Genomic DNA, 22,062 nt, shown 5'->3' on the forward strand with positions numbered 1-22,062 from the left:
CATTCAGCTTTCTCTATTATTTCTATACTCTTTCGTTAATCAATCCAATAATTCTTCTCATTTCCTGGTATCTGTTTGTCAGCAGGAGGTGGAGTCATATAATCTTCCCCAAATTCATAGACAAGAATCTCATGATATCTTCTTGGTACCTTTAGGATTAGATTTTCATAAGGCATATCAATTGTATCATACAGCCATTCTGTTTTAATACCAGCTGGATAGTATGAATCATAAGTTGAACAAACTAAGTCTGTAGAGTTTTCAACACTGTATTTTAAGGCAAGTTGTTCTAGCTTTTGATTCCAGAATTGAGGAGATGTAAATCTGAATATTGCTGATGCAATATAACGAGAAAGATTTTTAATCCCTCCGTTTTCGTATTTAATTCCCTTAAAGTTTAACGACGATAGACGAATTAGTTGTTTATAGAGTTTCATTTTCTTACGATCTTGCTCATCTGTAACAAGACCATCATACGGGAAGACATCTACACAAGTTCCAAGTACAACACTTGGATCTAAAAGATTCGAATCTCTCCGTGTTCGAATATCGTAAACACGCATATAACTATATGGATATCCCTTGGTTTCTCTAAAAGAAATCAGCTTATAGTATGGATGGTTATCATTTTTCAAAACTGCGTATAACTTTTCAAATTCATCTCTAGCTAAAGAGATGTCTGTATCATCATCCCAAGGAATAAAACCTTTATGACGAACTGCCCCTAGTAAAGTTCCAAAATCGATAAAATATTTGATATTATGTTTTTCACAAACTTGATGTAAGTATTCTAGAATTCCAAGCTCAATTTGCTTGATTTCTTCAAGGCTTAAGATTCTTTCTGACATTACTTGTCACTCCTAATCTCTACTTCTTTGTTTAAATAATAATCTATTGGTTTTCAGTAATCTTCCACAATTTGAAGTCATGATGGGAAACTTGTTGCTCCACTGGTGGCAACTGCATGTAGTCTCCATAATCGGAAGTAAGAATTTCATGGTAGTGTTTTGGTATCATGAATTCCTTACCTTCAAAAATGCCTATTTCAACCTCTTCTAACCATTTACGTTCCCAGACAGGCTTATTCATATCTTTATAAATAAGATAGTCTACTTGTTCATAATCTTCTACTTTTCTTGATTTAGCCAATTCATCGATTTGAGAAACATACTTATTTGTGTTTGTAAAATAAAAGATAATAACAGAAATATAGCGGATAATTGAATTTACTACACTTTTAGTATTCGTAATTCCTTTAAAAGTATAACAACTTAATTGGCGTTTTTTTATAATTTTAGTCATTTTATCCTTAAACGCCTGATCATCTTCATACCCATCTACAGGGAAAATATCTACATAGATACCCATATTCGAATCAATTCGTACATCCTCTTCAACTAAGTAGGTCTGATTGTCTTGAATCTTCATAAAAGGATAGACATAATTGATGTTATTTTTATAGGACATAACTTCATATCGTTCATCTGGATTGGCAATCAGATAATCTTGTAATTTTTCATAATCATCTCGAAGCATACAAATATCCATATCATCGTCCCAAGGAATGAAACCTTGATGGCGAACAGCACCAATTAGACTTCCATATGATAAGAAATATTTGACACCAATTTTCTGACAAACTTCATGAATATATTCCATGATTCCTAATTCCATCTGTTGAATTTCAGAAATGTCTGTCACTTCCTCATAACGAATATTTTTTTCTTTTAAACAGATCGTTAGACCATAACCAATCACTAACCAAAATACGATATTGATAAAGTTTGTCGAGTACATGATCTGACTTTCAAATAATTGTCCAAATAAAATACCAAAAAATAGAATCATGATTAATTTTTCGCTATTCTTCTTAGAAACAATTAAATAAGTGAGAAATCGTACAGTGATGTAGCCTATTAAAAGTATGAAAGAAAGCAGACCAAACAATCCTGAACTTACAAAAATTGTAATTAATATGTTATGGAAATTCCCACCAATCAGTGAATTCTGAATTTCAAATTTGCTAAAGTACTCTGTATAATAATCAGTGACGTTTCGAACACCATATCCAAATAATGGTTTTGCACTTCCCATTTTAATAGCATTTTTCCAAATGTAAGTACGTCCGCTTGGAGTTGTTTCAATTAGGTGAAGTTCCCCATTTTTCTTGGCTACGTCCGATTCTGTCTCAGAATAAGACTCACCTTTATTTAAGTCAATGACTGTTGCCTTAGCAGCTAAAATATATACTGAAGTTACATAACTAATACCAATATTGCTAGATACAATTAAGGTACCAGCAACCAGAAATGTGAGACATTTTTTCAGTAGATTTCCTCTGGCAATAAAAAGCGAATAAAATCCCAGCATTAAAACAGCTGATAATAAGGCACCTCTACTCTGCATAGTCGCAAAATAAATAAATTGAATCAGGTTATTTATTTTTAAATAAACTGAATATTTACTTCCCTTATGAATAAGGTATAGAGCAAAAACAATACTAATATAAGAAAAAATAGCACTTGCATTTGGATTAACAATTCCCCATAGGCGTCCATTCATAACACCATAATAATAGGATTGTTCTCCAATTTTAAATAATATTAAAACTCTAAATATTAAAAGAACAAAAGCAAATATAGCTGAGAAAAAAGATACAAATTGGACTGTTACTGCAATCAAGCGAATTAACTTCTTAAGATACTCTGAATTCACCATAGTAAATAGTAAAATGTAGGTAATCATAAAGAAGATTTCAACCATATTTCCCATCAAGTGGCCCGAGCGATTAACCAATGCGGCAACTAGATGACTACCTGCTAAAAGTCCAAATAAACCCAGAAACTTCTTATCGATTTCTATTCGTTTCCAATTTAATAATAAGGTTAAACAAATACAAAGAACAACAACTGCTGATAATCCCTTATAGACAGGGTTAGTTACTTTATAGACAAGGGAACTCATGCTTAAAATTGAAATAAAAACAAACAGATATGAAATCCAAAATTTTGATTTTTCAAAGCATTCATTCGTTTTTGAAAAATTCATCTTCAACTCCTTTAAATGACATTATTGATTCAAGCCGACAATTTGTTTATAAATCCATGGAGAAACAAGGAGAGACAAAACGGCTATTTTTCGAAAATTAGTAAAATAAGGATCTTTCAATATTTCAGACAAATGATTGGAAATCCACTTTCTCAACTTATTTTTTTCTGTTCGATATTGATCTGATTCTGTAAAGATTATTTTATCGTACACAGTGATATAGGACCAACACTCCCTGTTCACTAATTCAGTTTTTAGTTGTGGAAATATTTGAAAAACATCCGAAACAATAATCTTATAGACCTCTATGGTATCAAATACATGAGTATTGACAGAAGTTGTTGCACTCCCCTGTCTATGGTCATAATAGTAGATTGGTTTATCAATAAATACACTTGTACATTTGGTTTTTAATAAAATTTCTGTTAAAAACAAAGCATCCTCAGCCAAATGATAGTCTGTATTAAATATAAAATCTGAAATAATCTCTCTTTTAAATAATTTTGCAACAGGGAAAAAAGAAGTTTTACTTGTCGTCAATAATTCTCTCATTGTCTGCTCAGTCGACCACTTCTCTTCTTTTCCTGTAAAAACTGGTAGTTCTGTGATTTGACCATTTTTTATATGATGGAGACGTCCTATACTAAATCCTATAGAATCATCACCATCAACTGCGCTTATTAAAGTTTCCAAATAATCATTGGTAATAAAATCATCGCTATCAACAAAAGTTATCCATTCTCCTGTTGAGTTTTGAATACCTACATTTCTAGCATTAGAGACTCCAGCGTTCTCAAGATGAAAAACCTTGATATTTCCATTTTTAGAAACTAGTTGATCACATAGCTCACCACTCTTGTCTGTCGAACCATCATTAATAAGAAGCAATTCAAAATTGGTATAAGTCTGCTTTAAAATCGACTCAACACATCGTTCAAGATAATTTTCTACGTTGTATACAGGAACAATGATACTAATTTTTTCTTGCATTATATACTCCCTTATATTCTGTATAGCTTTTATCCATATCTGCTATAACAGCATCGTGGTGAGGTACTTGCTTGTCTGCCGGCGGTGGTGTCATATAGTCACCAAAAGCTGTGCTGAGATAGGCATCGTAACCAACTGGAATAGGCATCTCTGTTCCTTCAAAAGGTAAGAAAATGCTATCTTCAAAGGCTTGAATTGGATATTTCTTCTTCATGTAGCCTGGACCTGAGCATAATTCTGTGATACCATCACTTTCTGCTGGACCATACTTGGTCATTTCTTTCTCAGCCTTTTTCCAGATACGATAACGTAGTGATTTAGGAGTTAATCCTAATAAAATCGTACTACCCCATTTCATGAGGGCTCCATGTTTTTCTGGAATGGTTTGTGCACAAAAGAGGGAATAAATCAGAGCCCAACGTACTTGTTTCTTACGTTCAGCTGGATTTTTAGGATAGTAATCCAAGGGAAGAACATCCAGAGCCAAGCCGTGCGGAAGATCCAAGTCCTGTTGATAGGGCTTGATACAAGTCGTTTCTTTATCTCGAATCGTGATAAAAAGGTTGCGATCTACATAATCTTTAGAACTATTTGATAGGAAATATCGCTCATCCGCGTATTGAGGCCATAACTCTGCTAGTTTTTCATAGTCCTTGCGCGGCATAAAGAAATCTAAGTCATCATCCCAGGGGATAAACCCTTTATGTCGTAAAGCTCCAATCGCTCCTCCACCACACAAATAACAGAGCAAGCCATGTTCTTTACAAAAGGCGACAAAATATTCAGCCATCTCTAAGCTACGAGCTTGAATTGCCTTTAAATCACTCATCTTATTCTCTTCCTCTTCTATAGAATTACATCAGAATTACATCATTTTATTATACCATAAAAATGGTCAAAAAATCCATCTGATTATGTGAAAAATCAAAGCCTGAAGCACCTATTTTATTAGATGTTTCAAGCTTTGACCGATTGTTACATATTATCTAAATCCCATTTGGGCTAGCTTGTTCTGATAAGCCTTTTGATCTACTCGAAGGGCTTGTCCTCCATAGACATCGTAATCGTCTACCCAGTCACCAAGCTCTGGTATTGTTAGTTTTTCAATACCATTCTGACCGCCTTCGAGGACTGATAAACCGTTAGTCAGTAAGAAGGTATAAGGAATGTTGGTAGATGTCATGGCAAATACTTTTCCTAAAGCTTCTGAACCTGTGAATAGTTTGGTAGGATCCTTAATCTGCTGTAAAACAGCTGTCATGACTTGTTGCTGTCTACGAGTACGTCCATAGTCCCCTTCATCATCATCACGAAAACGTGCATAGTTGAGAAGTGTTGAACCATTCATTTGTTGTGTCCCAACTTTAATGGTTTGAGTTGGTGATTCAGTTTCTGTGGCATGCAAATCATCTCCAACTGTAGCTTCTGTAACTGGAACTCCGTTTAGGGTTGAAAACTGAGCATCAATGGTCACTCCGTCAGGGAATAGCGTATCAATAGCAGTCGCAAAGGCTTGGAAATCGACAAGAGCATAGTATTTAATATCTAAGTCAAAATTATCCTTAAGGACCTTACGGACCATTTCAGCCCCTTGTTTTCCTTCTTGTTCACCCAATTCATAGGCCAAGTTCAACTTATGGTCTGCCTGTTTTTGACCGTTAATAACTTGACTATAACCATCAATATAAACTAGGTTGTCTCGCATAAAGCTGACCAGCTTAAGCTTTTTATCCTTACCACTTACATTTAGAACCATAATGGAATCTGTCCGTGTTTCTGTACTATTCTGTCCGATACGACCATCTGTTCCTAAAATAAGAATATTAACTCCATCACGAGTATCCTGTCCATTGAATACTTCAACCTGAGCAGCTTTAGCATCTTTGGGCCCATTTGAGCTGTTCGGATTCGCTGATTGGAATCCCTTTAGGAACATGAAAATCATTCCAACTGCAGCACATAGCAAGAGCATCCCAATCCAAGCAAGAATACGTTTGATTCGAAAAGCTCTTTTTTTCTTGGGTTTCTTTTGCTTTGGAAGCTTAGCTTTTGGTTGAGATTGACTAGTACGTCGGCTTGAACGAGTACGATTTGTATAACTTGGTAGACCGGTGTTAGATTCAGAAAAGCCTTGATATTCTGATTTATCTATCTCTTCCTTTACATCCGGACGTACGTCTTGTTGACCATCTAACTTCGCTTGCAAAAAAGCAAACTCTCTTCTTTCCCTTTCATTTAGATAATGAATATTTTTCAAGAGATAGTCATAACGTAATTTTTCATGGTGTGTTAGAGGATTCTCTCTAGTCATTCCTTCTCCTTCCCTTTATCCTGTATGGTATAGATAGGGTAAGATCCTAGTATTTTATACTGGATTCCAATCGTTTCTAGTTCTTTTTGAGCAAAATAGACCAATTCTTTATCAGCATAGTCTACATCAATGATAAAAAAGTATTCACCCAAGGCTGTTTTAAGGGGACGACTCTCAATCTTAGTCAGGTCAATACCGCGCCAAGCAAAGGTAGAAAGTGCCTTATATAATGCACCTGGTAGATTATCCGGCAAGGTCAAGGCCAGGCTCATCTTTTCATAACTTGCTTCCAAAGGGATTTGTGGTAAGTTAGGCCCCAAAACCCAAAAGCGAGTAAAGTTGGCTTCCATTTCCTGAATATCTTGAGCGACCAGTTTTAATCCATATTCTCCAGCCGAGCTTTTTGGAGCAATAGCTGCAAATGGTTGATCTGGATGTTCGGAAACATACCGAGCAGCATAGGCTGTACTGGCCGTTACTTCTAATTGAGCATCTGGATAATGCTCATCGATAAATTTCTTCCCCTGTGCCAAGGCCTGTGGGTGAGAAAAGATTTTCTCAATTTTAGACTGTCCTGATACTGCCATCAGCTGTTGATGGATTGGCTGAACAATCTCTGCCACAGCTTGAATGCGAGCCTGGTGGAAAAGATAGTCCAAGGTCTCATGAACACTACCTTCGATAGAATTTTCAACTGGTACTACTGAATAGTCTACCAAACCTTGTTCATAGGCCTTGATAACGTCCGTAATATTTGAAAAAGGCTCTAGTTTCTCATGAGGAAAAGCCGTCTGCACCACATGGTGCGAAAAAGATCCTTTGGGACCTAGATAGGCAATTTTCATTTCAGTTCCTCTATAATTTCCTCTGGGCTTAATCTTGATACATCAACAATCTGACTAGCCACTTCCTCATACCAGATTTGTCTTTCATTAAAAATCGCTTCCAAATCTTCCTTGCTATTATTTAGAAATAGCGGACGTTGATTGTCCTTATCAAGTGAAATTCTCTGGTAAAGGGTCTCAAAATCTGCTTTTAGGTAGATATTCTCTGGATTTTGCTTGAGTAAGTCTCGATTACGTGGCGAAATAACAATCCCTCCACCAGTGGAAATAACTTTATCTGTCTTTAGCAGGTCAGCTAGAACTTCTTCTTCTACCTGACGAAAGGCTGCTTCTCCTTTTTCTTCAAAGAAACGAGCAATCGACATTCCCAGGCGTTCTTCAATCAGGGTGTCCATATCTACGAAGTCAGGTGCTAAATTTCTAGCAATCGTAGATTTCCCTGCACCCATAAATCCTAGTAAAACCTTAGCCATGAATCAAAGTCTCCAAATCATCAAAGAAGCTTGGGTAACTAGTATTGATAGCTTCGGCACGATCCAATTCGACCTCTCCATCTGCAACTAAAAGAGCTGCAATGGCTGTCATCATGCCGATACGGTGGTCCCCAAAGGTATTGACTCTGGCACCATGGAGGGTAGATTTTCCTTTGATAATCATGCCGTCTGCTGTAGGAGTAATAGCCGCTCCCATGCTATTTAAAGCATCTGCAACAACCTGAATACGGTCTGTCTCTTTGACTTTAAGTTCTTCAGCATCTTTGATAACCGTTTGCCCTTGAGCTTGGGTAGCAAGAAGAGCGATAATTGGCAATTCATCAATTAAGCGCGGAATCAAGGCTCCACCAATCTCGGTTCCTTTTAGGTCTGAAGTTTCGACAGTTAAGGTTGCAGACTTAGCAATTGGATCAATATCAGTAATCTCTAATTTCCCACCCATAGCACGGATAACATCGATGATACCTGTACGTGTTTCATTAATACCAACATTCTTAAGCACCACTCGAGAATTTGGAACAATCAAACCTGCAACTAACCAAAAGGCTGCACTGGAAATATCTCCAGGTACAACAACCGTTTGCCCACTTAGTTTTTGTGGCCCTTGGACTGTTATTTTCTTACCATCGACACACAAGTCTCCTCCAAATTGACGCAGCATATCTTCTGTATGATTACGAGTGCACTCCTTCTCAATGATGACAGACTGGCCTTGAGCCTGCAAAGCCGCAAAAATCAAGGCTGATTTAACTTGAGCAGAGGCAATGGGCAATTCATAATGAATAGGTTTTAAGTTTTTTGTACCTTTTAAGTGCAAGGGTGGCAAGTCTCGCTCTGTTTGACCTGAAATACTAACTCCCATTTCTTTCAAAGGAAGGGTCACACGGTCCATAGGGCGTTTGGAAAGACTGTCATCTCCAAACATCTCCACTTCAAAATCTGCACCAGCAAGGACGCCTGAAATCAAACGAATAGAGGTCCCAGAATTCCCCATATCGAGAGCATTCTGAGGGGCTTTCAATCCATCCATACCAACACCTTGAATGGTAACGATCCCCTCTTTGTCCTCTATCTCAACACCGAGGTCACGAAAAACTTGCATGGTTGACAAAACATCTTCGCCACGCAAGATATCATAAACTTTAGTCTCGCCCTCAGCCAAGCTCCCAAAAATGATAGAGCGATGACTGATAGACTTATCACCTGGCACTCGAATACTACCATTCAAGTGGCAAATATTTGTTTTTAACTTCATACTAGACCTCATACTGACAATACTTTTTCTTATTTTATCATAAAAAGTCAGAAATTTCTTAAAAATTCCTGACTTTATGAGGTAAATTCTTATTTTAAAAGTTCTGAAATTGGTTCAAAAACAATTTTTTCAATATCAGATAGATAAATAGAAAGTTGTTGCTGTTTGGCAAAGAAGGCTGACAAAAGAGCATTGCCTTGAATCAACTTACCAAAGTTTTCCATTTTTTCTTGGAAAGAAGCGTCTGGAATTTGACCAGTTTGAGCCATGATTTGGATTTCATGCTGAAAAGCAATATAATCCGCAAAGATTTTGCTTGCTTCTGCATCTGCTTGGATGGCATCTCTAGCTTCTTTAACCGCTTTGTATTCAGGCAACTCACGTAGTCCACGACTAAGTTCATTTGCACTATCATAAATATTTGACATGATTGTCCTCCTTATTTTATTACGACTGTGTAGTCAGTATTTTCTGTAATGACTTGCTCAGCACGTTTTAAATCCTGAGCATTCTTAAAGGAAATTTGCAGAATTCCGTGAACGTCTTCACGGTTTTCCTCATTGATATGGATATTGACCAAGGAAGTTCCTCTTAGCAATTCCAAGATGCGCAAGATGACGTTTTCCTCATCGGGAACATCTACATAAAGGTCATAAGAACTATCTACACCACCACGTTTATGGATTTCCATAGCCTGACGTTGCTCACGCGCTTGATTGAAAAAGCTCCAGATTTGGTTTTCATCACCCTTACTGATAGCTTGTCCAATCTCGTCCAAACGGCCCTTGAAGTCCTCGATGCGTTCAATAATGGTATCCCGATTGGATAAGAGGATAGAAGTCCACATGCCTGGCTCACTTTCAGCAATCCGAGTCATATCTCGAAATCCACCGGCCGCAAAGCGTCGCGCCATTTCATGCTCTTCAGCATAACTTGCGGTTTGTTCCATCAGGCCTGATGCTAAGATATGCGGAAAATGGCTAATCTGAGAAGTCACTCGGTCATGCTCTTCAGCATCGATTTCAATGAAACGAGCATGAAGACCTGACAGCAAGTCTCTCATTTCTTCGAGCGTATCCGGAGTTGTCAGACTAGATGGCGTGAAGATATAATAGGCATTTTCAAAAAGATTAACATCCGCAGAGGCAGCTCCTGTCTTATGACTTCCTGCCATGGGATGAGCTCCAACAAAGCGAACGGACTTATCAGCAAAACACTTTTCTGCTGTAGCCACGATAGCTGACTTGGTCGATCCAGCATCAGAAATAATGACACCTTCTTTCAAGTCCAAGTTGGCCAATTCCTTAATAAAGGTAATGGTTTGCTTGATTGGCAGGGTAAGAATGATGACGTCTGCAAGTGGAGCAAAACTGGCAAAATCATCCGTCGCACGATCAATCATTCCTCTCTCCAAGGCAATATCTCTAGACGCTTGACTACGATTGTATCCTAAAATTTCATAATCAGGATGATTCCGCTTGATTCCGAGTGCCATGGAAGCACCAATCAAACCTAGTCCTGCGATATAGATCGTTTTTGCCATAAGAACTCCTTAATAATTCTTTGTATACTCCCGATGTTTCGCAACAGCTTCTTTTAATTCTTCCAGATTATCAGAGGAGAATTTCTCAAGGATTTCTTGAGTCAAAACCGTTGCTACGACTGCCTCCATAACGACACCTGCTGCTGGAAGAGCAGTAGGATCACTTCTCTCTACTGTTGCTTTATAAGGCTCATGAGTTTCAATATCGACACTCATCAACGGCTTATAGAGAGTCGGAATTGGCTTCATAACTCCACGAACGATAATCGGTTGGCCGTTTGTCATACCACCTTCGAAACCTCCAAGGTTATTAGTCCGACGAGTATAGCCATCTTCTGATGACCAGAGGATTTCATCCATGACTTGGCTACCCTTAAGATGGCCTGCTTTAAAACCAAGACCAAACTCCACACCCTTAAAGGCATTGATAGAAACAACAGCTTGAGCTAGCCTTGCATCTAGTTTACGATCCCATTGGACATAAGAACCAAGACCAACCGGAACACCTCCGACAACTGTTTCCACAACACCTCCGATGGTATCCCCATCTCGCTTAATCTGGTCAATATAGTCCTTAATCTCCTGCTCACGTTCTTGGTTGACGATAGAAACTTCAGACTGGGCAGCTAGTTTCTTAATCTCTGAGACTGTTAAGTTTTCTGGGACATTGATTTCCTTACCACCGAAGATAACAACATGGTTGGCAATTTCGATATCAAGCTCAGCTAAAATCCGCTTGGCTACTGCTCCAACTGCAACTCGCATTGTCGTTTCACGAGCAGATGAACGTTCTAATGAATTTCGCAAATCATCAAAGCGGTATTTGATACCTCCTACCAAGTCAGCGTGACCTGGACGAGGATGTGTGATTTTTCGTTTACTTTTGAGTTTGTCCTCAATATCCTCAGCAGACATGATATCCAGCCATTTTTGATGGTCTTTATTAATGACATCCATGGTAATAGGTGCCCCTGTCGTCTTACCATGACGAACTCCAGAAGTGAAGACAACATGATCACTCTCGATTTTCATTCGTCCACCACGACCGTAACCGCCTTGGCGACGTTTGAGATCCTCATTGATATCTTCTGCAGTCAAAGGCAGTCCAGCTGGAATTCCTTCAATAATTGCTGTCAAACGAGGACCATGTGATTCTCCTGCTGTTAAATATCTCATACATTCTCCTTATTTTACTAAGTAATCTTTCATTTCTTCGAGAGAAACTGGGTGAATGGTCGCTGAACCAAGCTCAGGTACCAAAACTAAGTTCATGGTATTCCCACGCGCTTTTTTATCGTGAGTCAAAGCCTGATAGAGCTTGTCAAGGTCCCAGTTTTCATAATCAACAGGAAGGCCAAATTTCTGACACATTTCTCGGATGGACTGAGTGATTCCCACTGGCATGAGTCCTTTTTCTTCTGCTACCTTAGAGACCTGAACCATTCCCATAGCTACTGCCTCACCGTGCATGACTTTTCCGTAACCAGCAGTTGCTTCGATGGCATGGCCAATTGTGTGACCAAAGTTGAGATATAAACGAATACCATTGTCCAACTCATCTTCAACTACCATCTTGCGCTTGACCTGGCAAGAATGCTCAATCAAACTCTCGGAATGTTCCAATATGCTTTCTACAGAACCATCCATATCAGATAATAGGTCCCAAAGCTCTGGATCTTCGATCAGGCCATACTTGATGACTTCACCCATTCCTTCGATCAACTCTCTCTTACCCAAGGTTTCAAGAACGTTTGGGTCAATCAAAACACCATCCGGCTGGGCAAAAGTTCCCACCATATTCTTGGCAAAAGGAGTATTCACTCCTGTCTTACCCCCGATTGAAGAGTCAACTTGAGCTGTCAAGCTAGTCGGAATTTGAACAAAGTGAATACCTCGCATGTAGGTTGAAGCCACAAAACCAGCCAAGTCCCCGACCACTCCGCCACCAAGTGCAACGATGCCATCACTACGAGTTAAACCTTGCTTAACTAAAAATTCATAGACTTTTTGAACTGTAGTCAGATTTTTTCGTTCTTCGCCCTCTAAAAAGTCAAAAACTGCCACTTGAAAGCCAGCATCCTCCAAACTCAATTTAACCTTTTCTGCATAGAGTGAAGCCACACGGTTATCCGTTACGATAACAACTTTTTGTGGTTGCCAAAGTTCGCGCAACCATTTTCCTGCTTGAGACAAGCATCCTTTTTCAATCTGAATATCGTAAGGATGATGTGGAAGGTCTATTCTAATTTTCATAGCAGGTCTCCTTTTTCTTTATTGGTACTTTTGTTTTAATAATTCCCAGATTTGATCTGTTGGCATTTCCTTGCCTGTCCATAACTCAAAAGCTTCAGCAGCTTGGTAAAGCAGCATGCCAAGGCCATTGATAGATTGATTTCCCTGGTTTCTTGCCCATTTTAAAAACGGTGTTTCAAAGGGTTGATAAATCACATCTGCTACCAAGAGCTTCTCTGGTAAAACGATGCTGGTCGGGATCGGCTGAGAGGATCCATCCATGCCCACACTAGTAGCATTGACCAAAAGGTCGGCTTTAGTGATGCTGTCTTGAAGATTTTGAACATCCTCTAATGCAAATAAATCTACTCTAAATCCAGTCGCATTCTGTATTTTTTCTAAGTAAGGTCTTGTTTTTTCCATGGATGAAGAACGAACAAAGACAGAAATCTGACTCACTCCATCCAAGATTGCCTGTGCCAAAATTGCCTTGGCTGCACCGCCTGCTCCTAACAAAACCAGTCTTTTCCTTGATATTTTAAAAGAAGGCAAGCTCTTAAAGAATCCCTTGCCATCTGTGTTATATCCAATTAATGTTCCTTCTCGATTCACAACTGTATTAACTGCACCAATTAAACAAGCCTCTTCGCTCAACTGGTCCAGATAAGGAATCACTTGTTCCTTGTAAGGCATGGAAAGATTGATTCCATACATCTGGTAGCGACGAATATTAGCAACTGTTTCTGCTAGTTCAGCCGCATCTACTTCCCAAGCAAGATAAACACCATTGGTATTGGTTGCTTCAAAAGCGCTATTGTGAATAAAGGGAGAAATGGAGTGTTTGATAGGATTTGCGACTACAGCTGCTAAACGTGTGTAGCCATCAATCTTCATTTAGAAGCTCCCTAATTTTTTTCATGCTAGATAGTGAAATTTGTCCTGGAGCACTAGCTTCATCTAGACTTGCAAAAGACCAACTAGAACCAGTCACATCTGAAGTAATACGAGAGACCTTGCCCACTTTTCCCATAGAAATCGTTACATATTCTTGTTCAGGATTCAGTGTTTTAAAGCCACGTGTAAAGTTCATCAGATCTAACACATCTTGTTCTGTATTAGCCATAACAGCTATTTTCACAACTTTAGGATTTAAACTTGTTAACTCAGACAAGATTTCCATTAGATTTTCAGGTGTCTCTTGGAAGTTATGGTAGCTCAAGACGAGATTTGGAAAGTCCAACATCTGATCAAAAACATCCTTGTAGCTAAAATATTCAAAATCAATATAATCTGGTTGATAAAGCTGTGCCACTTCCTTGATAATTTGAACATACTCTTCTGAAGAGAGCTCAATTTGACCACCCTCGGCACGAGTACGTAAAGTGAAAACAAGCTCACGACCTGCAAATTTTTCAAAAATAGCTGGCGCTACCTGCAAGATAGCTTCCTTGGGTAAGAAGTCTGCTCTCCACTCAATGATATCTGCATCATGATACCGCATAACATCAATAGCCTGAGCCTCTTCTATACTTCTTGGCATGACAGAAACAATTAATTTCATTTACTAACCTTCATGGTAATCACTTTGAGGTAATTACTACTTTCATCTTTTTCATTGTAGACAAAGTCTGCTGGAAGTCCATATTTATGAAGGAACTGATACTTTCTACCTGCAAATCCTTTGTCGATTTGTTCTGTAAATTTTTGACGGGTAACATTAGCAGCATTGGTACTAGCAATAATGATTCCACCTGGGTTTAAAATCTCTAGGCTTTGGGAAATCAACTTATGATAATCCTTAGCTACAGAGAATGTTTGTTTTTTATTTCGGGCAAAGCTAGGCGGATCCAGAACAATCACGTCATAGCTTAAACCTTTTCTTTTAGCATATTTAAAGTATTCAAAGACATCCATGACAAGCAGTCGATGATTGTCTAGACTCAAACCGTTGGCATGAAAATGAGCTTCTGATAGTTCTCTTGAACGTTTGGCTAGGTCTACAGAGGTTGTTTCACTAGCTCCCCCCATAGCTGCAGCAACTGAGAAGGCCGCTGTATAAGAAAACATATTGAGTAAGGATTTCCCCATTGCTAAACCATCAACTAAGCTCCCACGAACTTCATGCTGATCCAAGAAAATCCCTGTCATAAGACCATCATTCATAAAGACTTGGTACAAGACTCCATTCTCGAGAACAGTGAAATATTCAGCTGCTTCTTGACCATAGATATGGGCAGACTCATAGTCTAGACCTTTAAAGCGAATCTTTTCATAGACACCTAAGACTTCTGGAAAAACTTGATTAAAGGCTGCTATAATCTCTTGGCGAAGACTATAAACATAGGAGTTATACCAAGAGAAAACAACATAATCTCCATAGAGATCAAGCGTCATTCCACCAAATCCATCACCTTCTTGATTAACCAAACGAAAGGCAGTTGTCAACTCATCTTGATAGTAGGAAGAACGTTTTTGTTTAGCTTTTTCAAACAAGCTTTCAAAGAAGGTTTGATTAAAAGAAACTTTCTGGTTAGTTACAAACCAACCTATTCCCTTATTTTGTCGGGATAAATAAGCCTTCCCTAAAAATTCTTTGCTTTGGCTGAAAAGTTCAACTTCCTGATCAGTTTCAGATAAGTCTGGAAAATCAACTTCTTCCAAAAGAACCTGACCTTTGCGGAGCTTTTTTTCGACACGCCGACTGACGAATACTTTATTCATAGATACAATTATATCAAATTTGTTGAAAATTCACAAAGTAGAAACAACCCTTGCTTTTTTACTCTCGTTTTAAAAAATGGTATATTAATACTAATTAAAAATTAGGAAGTAATTGTGTGAGAATCACAATAAAAGAAATGCTCTTCCGTCTTGGAAGAGCATTTCTTTTTGTAAAATTTATCAAGCAAGCGACCAACTAGCTCATCTTTTTTCTATTTCTGCCAATATGCATGATAGATAGTAATGATAGCTAAATATAGCAAGAGCAAGCAGGAGGATAAGAACTCCTACTCCCAAGCTGATGGCAAGGATAGTAGAGAGAGATTGAACCAAGAATAAGCTCCCAATTACAAAGGCAATTAGAATTGCACTATAAATAAACAATAGAACCATTGTTACTATACCATTTGAACGATTCACCAGGTCCGTAATGCTAGTCCAATTAGTTGACAGATTTTTCACATCTTTAAAATAATGGTGACAAGAAAGGATGACACTGGCAAAGATCCATGCCACAAGAAGGTAAAGCATCGAAAAAATGGGCAATCCTAAATAAAGGGAAAGACCAAGTAAAGCCAAGATAGGTAAAAAGGACTGAACAGCAAATATAATCCAAAATTTCACTTTCACATAACGAGCAAAGTCAAAGGGCAAACTCTTCAGAAAATCAAAATTTTCCCTCTCCAGAGATAGCCCGATTGAAGGTAGACTTGTGATATTGTTATTTAAAACTGCTATAAACACTCCTACAAAAAACAAGGCTAACCAGTATGGAGGATGAATATCTGGAACTAACTGAGAATCTCGAATTTTGGAAATCAATCCGATCATCATGATATAAGGAAAAAAGGCACTTGTAAAAAGCACTGTAATGACGCCAGCCCCCTGTCCCAATAGGGAGAGGTTGTAGCGTAAAACCATGCGGAAAAATCCCTTTTTAGTCGTTGAAATCCCCTCTTTACTGCGACGTTCTTTTATGACTTTCTCCTCACTATTAAGCAGGATAATGTCATAAAAACGAGGAAGAACCTTCTTTTTGGTCAGATAAAGTAAGAAGAGAGTTAGTCCTATCCAAGCGAGCAGACCCAGTATAGCCTCTGTCGAAAAAGGCTCCACTGCTATTTTGTAAAAGAGATGAATAGGATAAAGAAGAGGTGGAATGTCTCTAACTCTGTCAACTATATCTCCAGAAGTCGACTGTAGAAAGAAGACAAATAATAAAGGCGTGATAACCCCTATCCCAATCATCACATTCGCAAAAATAGACTGATACTTTCTAAAAACCGCAGTTTGAGCCAAGAAATGCACTGCCACTACCATCACTAGAGTCACAGAGACAAATAATAAGGCCAAGGACAGTAACATCAAGGGCAAACCCAGCCAAAGAGTAGGAGCTAGCCTAATGTAGAGGACTAGAAAATAAGCTAGGATTGGTACAATTCCAGTTAGAGCTGGCAAGAGGACAGACAGTCCTTTAGCAATTATAATCTCTGATTCTTTAAAGGCATAGGGACTATAGGAGGCCAAGTCCTTACTCTCATAAAAGACATTGTAAAATGCAGTGAAAGACGTTGAAAAGGCAAGCACCAATAAAATAGCAACCATGGTACTAAAAAAACTTGGCATTTCCTCAAAAGGGAAACGAAAGGCTAGATTAGAAAATAAGATGAGTAGCAACAAACTAGAAGCAAGATAAGAACGCAACAGTTTCCCTGATACATCAACCTTTTTATCAGGATTCTTAGCTTGCTTCTTTCGTAGGTTAGCCAAATTAGCTTCTTTAGATGAATAGAGAATATTGATATCAACTAATTTTTTAATGACCTTGAGACGCATCTGTAACCTCCTATTTTCTACCAGCAAGGCTAAGGTAGATACTTTCCAAAGACTGATCTGGGTGGTCTTTTCTCAAGTCCTCCACGCTACCACAATAAATCAAATGCCCCTTTTTCAAAATGGCAATCCGATCACAGACTTGCTCGGCTACCTCTAAGACATGGGTCGAAAACAAAACTGTTTTACCTTTTTGTGCATGTTCCTTCATCATTTGCTTCAAATCAAAAGCAGCCTGGGGATCTAAACCAGTCAAGGGTTCGTCCAAGACCCAAATATCAGGATCAGACAAGAGTGCCCCAATAACAAAAACTTTCTGACGCATTCCGTGAGAAAGAGTTTCAATAACCTGATAACGGTTTTCAGCAAAGTCAAAAACACTCAATAGCCTAGCTAGACTAGACTCCAAGTCAGAGCTAGTTAGGTCATAGGATGAGGCAAGCAATTCCCAAAATTCATTGGCCGTTAAACGCAAAAACAAATCAGGCGAGTCTGCAACGTAGCCAATCTTTCGTTTGATCGCTAAACGATTTTCCGATAAATCCTGGCCATCTACCAAAATACGTCCACTGCTGGGTGAAATGATACTGACTAGAGATTTTATGGTGGTCGATTTTCCAGCACCATTATGGCCAATCAAACCCATAATCTCTCCGTTTTCAATCTGCAAATTGAGATTGCTCAAAGCCTCTATATCACCATACAACTTACTAACATTTTGAAATTCAATCATGGGCTGACTCCTATATTTATGTTCTTTATATTATTATATTAGCACTTTAGTACAAAATAATCAACACTTTTGATAAAATAGTCGAAAATATTTTTAGATTTGCGCAAACGTTTGTGCATTTACTTGCTTTGTGGTAAAATGATTCTCAAATTGTTAAGTATGAGGACTATCTATGAAAAATCAAACCCTAATGCAATATTTTGAGTGGTACCTTCCCCACGATGGACAACACTGGACGCGACTTACCGAAGATGCTGAGCACCTTGCAAATCTAGGAATTAGCCACGTCTGGATGCCACCTGCCTTTAAAGCTACAAACGAAAAAGATGTCGGTTATGGTGTCTATGACCTTTTTGACCTCGGTGAATTTGATCAAAAAGGAACTGTGCGTACCAAGTACGGTTTCAAAGAAGACTATCTTCAAGCCATTCAAACACTTAAATCACATGGGATTCAACCTATGGCTGACGTCGTCTTGAACCACAAGGCAGCTGCAGACCGTTTAGAATCCTTCCAGGTTATTGAAGTTGACCCAGAAGATCGCACAATTGAACTTGGAGAACCTTTTACCATCAATGGTTGGACAAACTTTACTTTTGATGGAAGACAAAACACCTACAATGATTTCCACTGGCACTGGTACCATTTCACTGGAACTGACTATGATGCCAAAAGACGGAAGTCTGGTATTTACCTTATCCAGGGAGATAATAAGGGGTGGGCCCACGAGGAATTAGTCGATAACGAAAATGGTAACTATGACTACCTCATGTATGCGGACTTAGATTTTAAGCATCCAGAAGTCATACAAAATATCTACGATTGGGCTGATTGGTTCATGGAAACGACTGGCGTAGCTGGTTTTCGTTTAGATGCAGTCAAGCATATCGACTCCTTCTTTATGCGTAATTTCATTCGTGACATCAAAGAGAAATATGGACAAGACTTCTATGTCTTTGGAGAATTCTGGAATCCAGATAAGGATGCAAACCTTGACTATCTCGAAAAGATTGAAGAGCGCTTTGACCTTGTCGATGTCCGCCTCCATATGAATCTCTTTGAAGCAAGCCAAGCTGGTGCAGACTACGATTTGCGTACCATCTTTAATGATAGTTTAGTTCAAGTCAAACCAGATAAGGCTGTAACCTTTGTCGAAAACCATGATACTCAACGAGGACAAGCTTTAGAATCTACTGTAGAAGAATGGTTTAAACCAGCAGCCTATGCTCTTATTCTTTTGCGCGAGCAGGGTCTTCCCTGTGTCTTTTACGGAGACTACTATGGTATCTCTGGTCAATATGCTCAGCAAAATTTTAAAGAAGTTCTTGACCGTTTGCTAGCTATCCGAAAAGAATTGGCATATGGAGAGCAAACGGACTACTTTGATGACCCTAACTGTATTGGTTGGGTCCGTTCAGGTGTAGACAACCAAACACCTCTAGCTGTTCTTATCTCAAATGCTCAAGAGAATTATAAAACCATGTTTGTAGGTCCAGAATGGGCTGATCATACTTTTGTTGATATTCTTGGCAACCATTCAGACCAAGTGACTATTAATGCTGAAGGATATGGTGACTTCCCAGTTTCTGAACGTTCTGTAAGTGTTTGGGGACTTGCTAATTAAAAATAAAAGAACTTGCCAAGCAGGCAAGTTTTTTTGTTATTCATTATTAGTCTTTCCATAGATCCATAGCATTTTTAAAATCAGATGAAACCTGAACATTTTGAGGGTTTGTTGCTTCTCTCTCCTGGCGTTTAGCCTCTACCTGGGCTACACTCTTAATTCCCTCATGACGCCAGTTTCGTAGGATAGCTTGGATATATTTCCAATTTGGTTTTCCATTTAGAACAGCTTCTCGTAAGGCTTCTTTTATCAAATCCGCACTAGTTCCGTCTTCTTTCAAACTCTTTTCCAAGTCTTCAATCTCAAACGGGCTCAATAGACGACCTAGCTCCTGTTGGAAAGTATCTACCAAGCTCTTTAAATCATTTGGGGCAGATTGCACCTGGTTTGGAGCTTGTTTTTCAAACAGTTGGTCTAGGCGCTCCAAGGCAAGAGTTGCATCGAAGATTACTTCTATTTCGCCATTCAGTTCAATGGTTCGGTATTGAAGCAACCCCTTATCAGTCAAGCGGGAAATTGCTTGGTTGACTTCAGTAACTTGCTTGCCAATTTTTTCAGCAATCTGACTTGGAGACAATTCACCTAAAGCCGTTGTATTCTGTAGGTAAAAGAATTGCCAAACCAAGAAATCATCGCTTGACGAGAACAGTTGATTGTAATGTAAGAGCAGGTCACTCGGTAACACTAAGTTCCCTGATTTAAAAGCATCTAAATATGTCATAATTCCTCTTATAAGTATCCAAAATGAGACACATCATCTTCTACACTCTTCCACTCAAAAGGCGTTTCTTGGTATACTGCATAATTTACCCAGTTACTGAAAAAGAGGGCTGCAGATGAACTCCACCTCATACAAGGAAGTTCATGAATGTCATCATTTTTGAAATAATTTTCTGGTATATGTGGATCTAAACCAGCATCTAGATCTCTAAAATATTCCTTTGCGAGCGTATCGCGATCATACTCTAAATGCCCAAAGCTATAGACTTCTCTCAAATCTCGACTCGCAAGGATAGAGACTCCTACCTCTTCTCCTGATGCTAAAATCTCTAGATTTGTTTTGTTTAGAATATCTTCTTTGTGGACTTCTGTATGGCGAGAATGAGGGGATACATATAAATCATCAAAACCTCTCAGTAGAAGATGACCTTCTTTCAAAACATCTTGAGAATAAATCCCAGAAAGCTTCTGGTCCATCTGGTATTTATCTACGCCATAGCGATAGTATAGACCCGCTTGTGCTCCCCAGCAAATATACAGGGTTGAAAAGACATGAGTCTTAGACCAATCGATAACCTTAGTAAATTCCTCCCAATAGTCCACTTCTTCAAAAGGGAGATGTTCAACTGGAGCACCTGTAATAATCAAGCCATCAAAATACTGGTCTTGAACTTCTGAGAAGGTCTTATAAAAAGTCTTCATATGCTCAGAACGAGTTGTTTTCGACTGATGACTTTCCATATATAAAAATTCAATATCTAACTGCAAAGGAGTATTGGCTAAATGGCGTAAAAGCTGAGTTTCTGTAACCATTTTCAGTGGCATCAAGTTTAAAATCAGAATTTTCAGTGGTCGAATATCCTGATGAGCCGCCCTCTGGTCATCCATGACGAAAATATTTTCCGTTCGTAAAATCTCAACTGCTGGTAATTTTTTATCAATTCGAATCGGCATAGAAATCTCCTTACTGTATCATATTGGACTCAAGTAAACATGGTATCGTCAACGGGGAAAAATGCTGACGTTTCTCTTTCCCTTTATTATACTGCATGAAGATATAGTTTTCAATTATAGTTTTTCTCTAACTAGATATAGCTTATTTTTATATCAAATGAAGAGAAAACAGCCCTAGGGACTGTTTTTCATTAATAATGCATCAGCACTTTATAGTCGTAATCTCCGATAGCTTCACGACCTTTGAGTTCATCCAGTTCGATCAAGAAGGCACAACCTGCTACGACTCCACCCAATTTTTCAATCATTTCGATGGTTGCTTTAACAGTACCACCTGTTGCCAAGAGGTCATCTACGATAAGAACACGTTGTCCTGGTTTGATAGCATCTGCGTGCATAGTCAAAGTGTCAACTCCATATTCTTTTTCGTAGTCCGCTGAAATGACTTCACGTGGCAACTTGCCAGGTTTACGAACAGGCGCAAAACCAATTCCCAACTCAAAAGCGACTGGACATCCAACGATAAATCCACGAGCTTCTGGTCCTACGATCATATCAATCTTTTTATTAGTAGCATATTGAACAATTTCACGAACAGCGTAACTGTAGGCATTTCCATCTGCCATCAATGGGCTAATATCACGGAAAGTAATTCCTTCTTGTGGGTAATTTTCAATACTTGCAATGTAATCTTTTAAGTTCATAGCATTTCTTTCTTTTAAAGTTTTTACTCCCCATTATACCATAATTCCTAGAAAA

General features: G+C 38.6%; 21 protein-coding genes. 1 reads left to right on the plus strand and 20 read right to left on the minus strand.

Going from position 1 to position 22,062, the window contains the following annotated elements; translation table 11 throughout:
* Positions 1-35: 35 nt before the first annotated feature.
* From HMPREF1481_RS06160 to HMPREF1481_RS06240, 17 genes are all read right to left on the minus strand, one after another.
* Positions 36-848: a LicD family protein gene (locus HMPREF1481_RS06160; protein WP_016466633.1), complete on the minus strand. Its 813-nt coding sequence runs from the start codon at positions 846-848 to the stop codon at positions 36-38.
* Between the two features lie 43 nt (positions 849-891).
* Positions 892-3,048 (minus strand): LicD family protein, encoded by a 2,157-nt coding sequence (locus HMPREF1481_RS06165; protein WP_016466634.1) that lies wholly within the window; start codon positions 3,046-3,048, stop codon positions 892-894.
* A 21-nt stretch (positions 3,049-3,069) separates the two neighbouring features.
* The gene (locus tag HMPREF1481_RS06170) at positions 3,070-4,041 is read right to left on the minus strand and encodes a glycosyltransferase family 2 protein (protein ID WP_025173282.1); all 972 of its coding nucleotides are present in this window, start codon (positions 4,039-4,041) and stop codon (positions 3,070-3,072) included.
* Positions 4,022-4,867, minus strand: coding sequence for a LicD family protein (locus tag HMPREF1481_RS06175; protein WP_016466636.1), 846 nt, complete (start codon positions 4,865-4,867; stop codon positions 4,022-4,024). The genes HMPREF1481_RS06170 and HMPREF1481_RS06175 overlap by 20 nt, the downstream gene beginning before the upstream one ends.
* A gap of 153 nt (positions 4,868-5,020) precedes the next feature.
* On the minus strand, positions 5,021-6,349 hold the full coding sequence (locus tag HMPREF1481_RS06180; protein WP_016466637.1) for an LCP family protein: 1,329 nt from the start codon (positions 6,347-6,349) through the stop codon (positions 5,021-5,023).
* Positions 6,346-7,194, minus strand: a complete 849-nt coding sequence (pheA, locus tag HMPREF1481_RS06185; protein ID WP_016466638.1) for a prephenate dehydratase — start codon at positions 7,192-7,194, stop codon at positions 6,346-6,348. Before pheA ends, HMPREF1481_RS06180 begins: the two co-directional genes overlap by 4 nt.
* Positions 7,191-7,667, minus strand: coding sequence for a shikimate kinase (locus HMPREF1481_RS06190; protein ID WP_016466639.1), 477 nt, complete (start codon positions 7,665-7,667; stop codon positions 7,191-7,193). The genes pheA and HMPREF1481_RS06190 overlap by 4 nt, the downstream gene beginning before the upstream one ends.
* The gene (aroA, locus tag HMPREF1481_RS06195) at positions 7,660-8,943 is read right to left on the minus strand and encodes a 3-phosphoshikimate 1-carboxyvinyltransferase (RefSeq protein WP_016466640.1); all 1,284 of its coding nucleotides are present in this window, start codon (positions 8,941-8,943) and stop codon (positions 7,660-7,662) included. The genes HMPREF1481_RS06190 and aroA overlap by 8 nt, the downstream gene beginning before the upstream one ends.
* An 89-nt stretch (positions 8,944-9,032) precedes the next feature.
* Positions 9,033-9,371 carry a YlbF/YmcA family competence regulator gene (locus HMPREF1481_RS06200; protein WP_016466641.1) on the minus strand — a complete coding sequence of 113 codons (339 nt, stop codon included), beginning with the start codon at positions 9,369-9,371 and terminating at the stop codon, positions 9,033-9,035.
* 11 nt (positions 9,372-9,382) lie between these two features.
* Positions 9,383-10,486: a prephenate dehydrogenase gene (locus HMPREF1481_RS06205; RefSeq protein WP_016466642.1), complete on the minus strand. Its 1,104-nt coding sequence runs from the start codon at positions 10,484-10,486 to the stop codon at positions 9,383-9,385.
* Positions 10,487-10,495: 9 nt separating this feature from the next.
* Positions 10,496-11,662: a chorismate synthase gene (aroC, locus tag HMPREF1481_RS06210; RefSeq protein WP_016466643.1), complete on the minus strand. Its 1,167-nt coding sequence runs from the start codon at positions 11,660-11,662 to the stop codon at positions 10,496-10,498.
* A 9-nt stretch (positions 11,663-11,671) separates the two neighbouring features.
* Positions 11,672-12,739: a 3-dehydroquinate synthase gene (gene aroB, locus HMPREF1481_RS06215; RefSeq protein WP_016466644.1), complete on the minus strand. Its 1,068-nt coding sequence runs from the start codon at positions 12,737-12,739 to the stop codon at positions 11,672-11,674.
* 18 nt (positions 12,740-12,757) lie between these two features.
* On the minus strand, positions 12,758-13,612 hold the full coding sequence (locus HMPREF1481_RS06220; protein ID WP_016466645.1) for a shikimate dehydrogenase: 855 nt from the start codon (positions 13,610-13,612) through the stop codon (positions 12,758-12,760).
* Complete coding sequence (aroD, locus tag HMPREF1481_RS06225; protein ID WP_016466646.1) at positions 13,602-14,279, minus strand: type I 3-dehydroquinate dehydratase; 678 nt, start codon at positions 14,277-14,279, stop codon at positions 13,602-13,604. The genes HMPREF1481_RS06220 and aroD overlap by 11 nt, the downstream gene beginning before the upstream one ends.
* Positions 14,276-15,439 (minus strand): class I SAM-dependent rRNA methyltransferase, encoded by a 1,164-nt coding sequence (locus HMPREF1481_RS06230; RefSeq protein ID WP_016466647.1) that lies wholly within the window; start codon positions 15,437-15,439, stop codon positions 14,276-14,278. The genes aroD and HMPREF1481_RS06230 overlap by 4 nt, the downstream gene beginning before the upstream one ends.
* Before the next feature lie 201 nt (positions 15,440-15,640).
* Positions 15,641-17,275 (minus strand): hypothetical protein, encoded by a 1,635-nt coding sequence (locus HMPREF1481_RS06235; protein ID WP_016466648.1) that lies wholly within the window; start codon positions 17,273-17,275, stop codon positions 15,641-15,643.
* Positions 17,276-17,285: 10 nt separating this feature from the next.
* Positions 17,286-18,005, minus strand: a complete 720-nt coding sequence (locus tag HMPREF1481_RS06240) for an ABC transporter ATP-binding protein (RefSeq protein ID WP_016466649.1) — start codon at positions 18,003-18,005, stop codon at positions 17,286-17,288.
* A gap of 172 nt (positions 18,006-18,177) precedes the next feature.
* Here HMPREF1481_RS06240 and HMPREF1481_RS06245 point away from each other — a divergent pair, with 172 nt between their 5' ends.
* Positions 18,178-19,629, plus strand: a complete 1,452-nt coding sequence (locus HMPREF1481_RS06245) for an alpha-amylase (protein ID WP_016466650.1) — start codon at positions 18,178-18,180, stop codon at positions 19,627-19,629.
* A gap of 46 nt (positions 19,630-19,675) precedes the next feature.
* Here HMPREF1481_RS06245 and HMPREF1481_RS06250 read toward each other — a convergent pair whose 3' ends face one another.
* The 3 genes from HMPREF1481_RS06250 to HMPREF1481_RS06260 form a co-directional block, all read right to left on the minus strand.
* On the minus strand, positions 19,676-20,350 hold the full coding sequence (locus HMPREF1481_RS06250) for a DnaD domain-containing protein (protein WP_016466651.1): 675 nt from the start codon (positions 20,348-20,350) through the stop codon (positions 19,676-19,678).
* Positions 20,351-20,358: 8 nt separating this feature from the next.
* A complete protein-coding gene (metA, locus tag HMPREF1481_RS06255) occupies positions 20,359-21,303 on the minus strand; it encodes a homoserine O-acetyltransferase MetA (protein ID WP_016466652.1) in 945 nt (314 codons plus the stop codon).
* A 191-nt stretch (positions 21,304-21,494) separates the two neighbouring features.
* Positions 21,495-22,007: an adenine phosphoribosyltransferase gene (locus HMPREF1481_RS06260; protein WP_006148048.1), complete on the minus strand. Its 513-nt coding sequence runs from the start codon at positions 22,005-22,007 to the stop codon at positions 21,495-21,497.
* Positions 22,008-22,062: the final 55 nt, after the last annotated feature.

The sequence above is a fragment of the Streptococcus sp. HPH0090 genome (genome assembly GCF_000411475.1).
Taxonomy (GTDB): Bacteria; Bacillota; Bacilli; order Lactobacillales; family Streptococcaceae; genus Streptococcus.

Coding starts and splice junctions, on each gene's coding strand:
- aroB (WP_016466644.1), bottom strand. CDS start 12,739: ATGAAAATTAGAATAGACCTTCCACATCATCCTTACGATATTCAGATT.
- HMPREF1481_RS06200 (WP_016466641.1), bottom strand. CDS start 9,371: ATGTCAAATATTTATGATAGTGCAAATGAACTTAGTCGTGGACTACGT.
- aroC (WP_016466643.1), bottom strand. CDS start 11,662: ATGAGATATTTAACAGCAGGAGAATCACATGGTCCTCGTTTGACAGCA.
- HMPREF1481_RS06175 (WP_016466636.1), bottom strand. CDS start 4,867: ATGAGTGATTTAAAGGCAATTCAAGCTCGTAGCTTAGAGATGGCTGAA.
- HMPREF1481_RS06230 (WP_016466647.1), bottom strand. CDS start 15,439: ATGAATAAAGTATTCGTCAGTCGGCGTGTCGAAAAAAAGCTCCGCAAA.
- pheA (WP_016466638.1), bottom strand. CDS start 7,194: ATGAAAATTGCCTATCTAGGTCCCAAAGGATCTTTTTCGCACCATGTG.
- aroA (WP_016466640.1), bottom strand. CDS start 8,943: ATGAAGTTAAAAACAAATATTTGCCACTTGAATGGTAGTATTCGAGTG.
- HMPREF1481_RS06220 (WP_016466645.1), bottom strand. CDS start 13,612: ATGAAGATTGATGGCTACACACGTTTAGCAGCTGTAGTCGCAAATCCT.
- HMPREF1481_RS06160 (WP_016466633.1), bottom strand. CDS start 848: ATGTCAGAAAGAATCTTAAGCCTTGAAGAAATCAAGCAAATTGAGCTT.
- HMPREF1481_RS06205 (WP_016466642.1), bottom strand. CDS start 10,486: ATGGCAAAAACGATCTATATCGCAGGACTAGGTTTGATTGGTGCTTCC.
- HMPREF1481_RS06165 (WP_016466634.1), bottom strand. CDS start 3,048: ATGAATTTTTCAAAAACGAATGAATGCTTTGAAAAATCAAAATTTTGG.
- HMPREF1481_RS06260 (WP_006148048.1), bottom strand. CDS start 22,007: ATGAACTTAAAAGATTACATTGCAAGTATTGAAAATTACCCACAAGAA.
- HMPREF1481_RS06245 (WP_016466650.1), top strand. CDS start 18,178: ATGAAAAATCAAACCCTAATGCAATATTTTGAGTGGTACCTTCCCCAC.
- HMPREF1481_RS06250 (WP_016466651.1), bottom strand. CDS start 20,350: ATGACATATTTAGATGCTTTTAAATCAGGGAACTTAGTGTTACCGAGT.
- aroD (WP_016466646.1), bottom strand. CDS start 14,279: ATGAAATTAATTGTTTCTGTCATGCCAAGAAGTATAGAAGAGGCTCAG.
- HMPREF1481_RS06180 (WP_016466637.1), bottom strand. CDS start 6,349: ATGACTAGAGAGAATCCTCTAACACACCATGAAAAATTACGTTATGAC.
- HMPREF1481_RS06240 (WP_016466649.1), bottom strand. CDS start 18,005: ATGATTGAATTTCAAAATGTTAGTAAGTTGTATGGTGATATAGAGGCT.
- HMPREF1481_RS06235 (WP_016466648.1), bottom strand. CDS start 17,275: ATGCGTCTCAAGGTCATTAAAAAATTAGTTGATATCAATATTCTCTAT.
- HMPREF1481_RS06190 (WP_016466639.1), bottom strand. CDS start 7,667: ATGGCTAAGGTTTTACTAGGATTTATGGGTGCAGGGAAATCTACGATT.
- metA (WP_016466652.1), bottom strand. CDS start 21,303: ATGCCGATTCGAATTGATAAAAAATTACCAGCAGTTGAGATTTTACGA.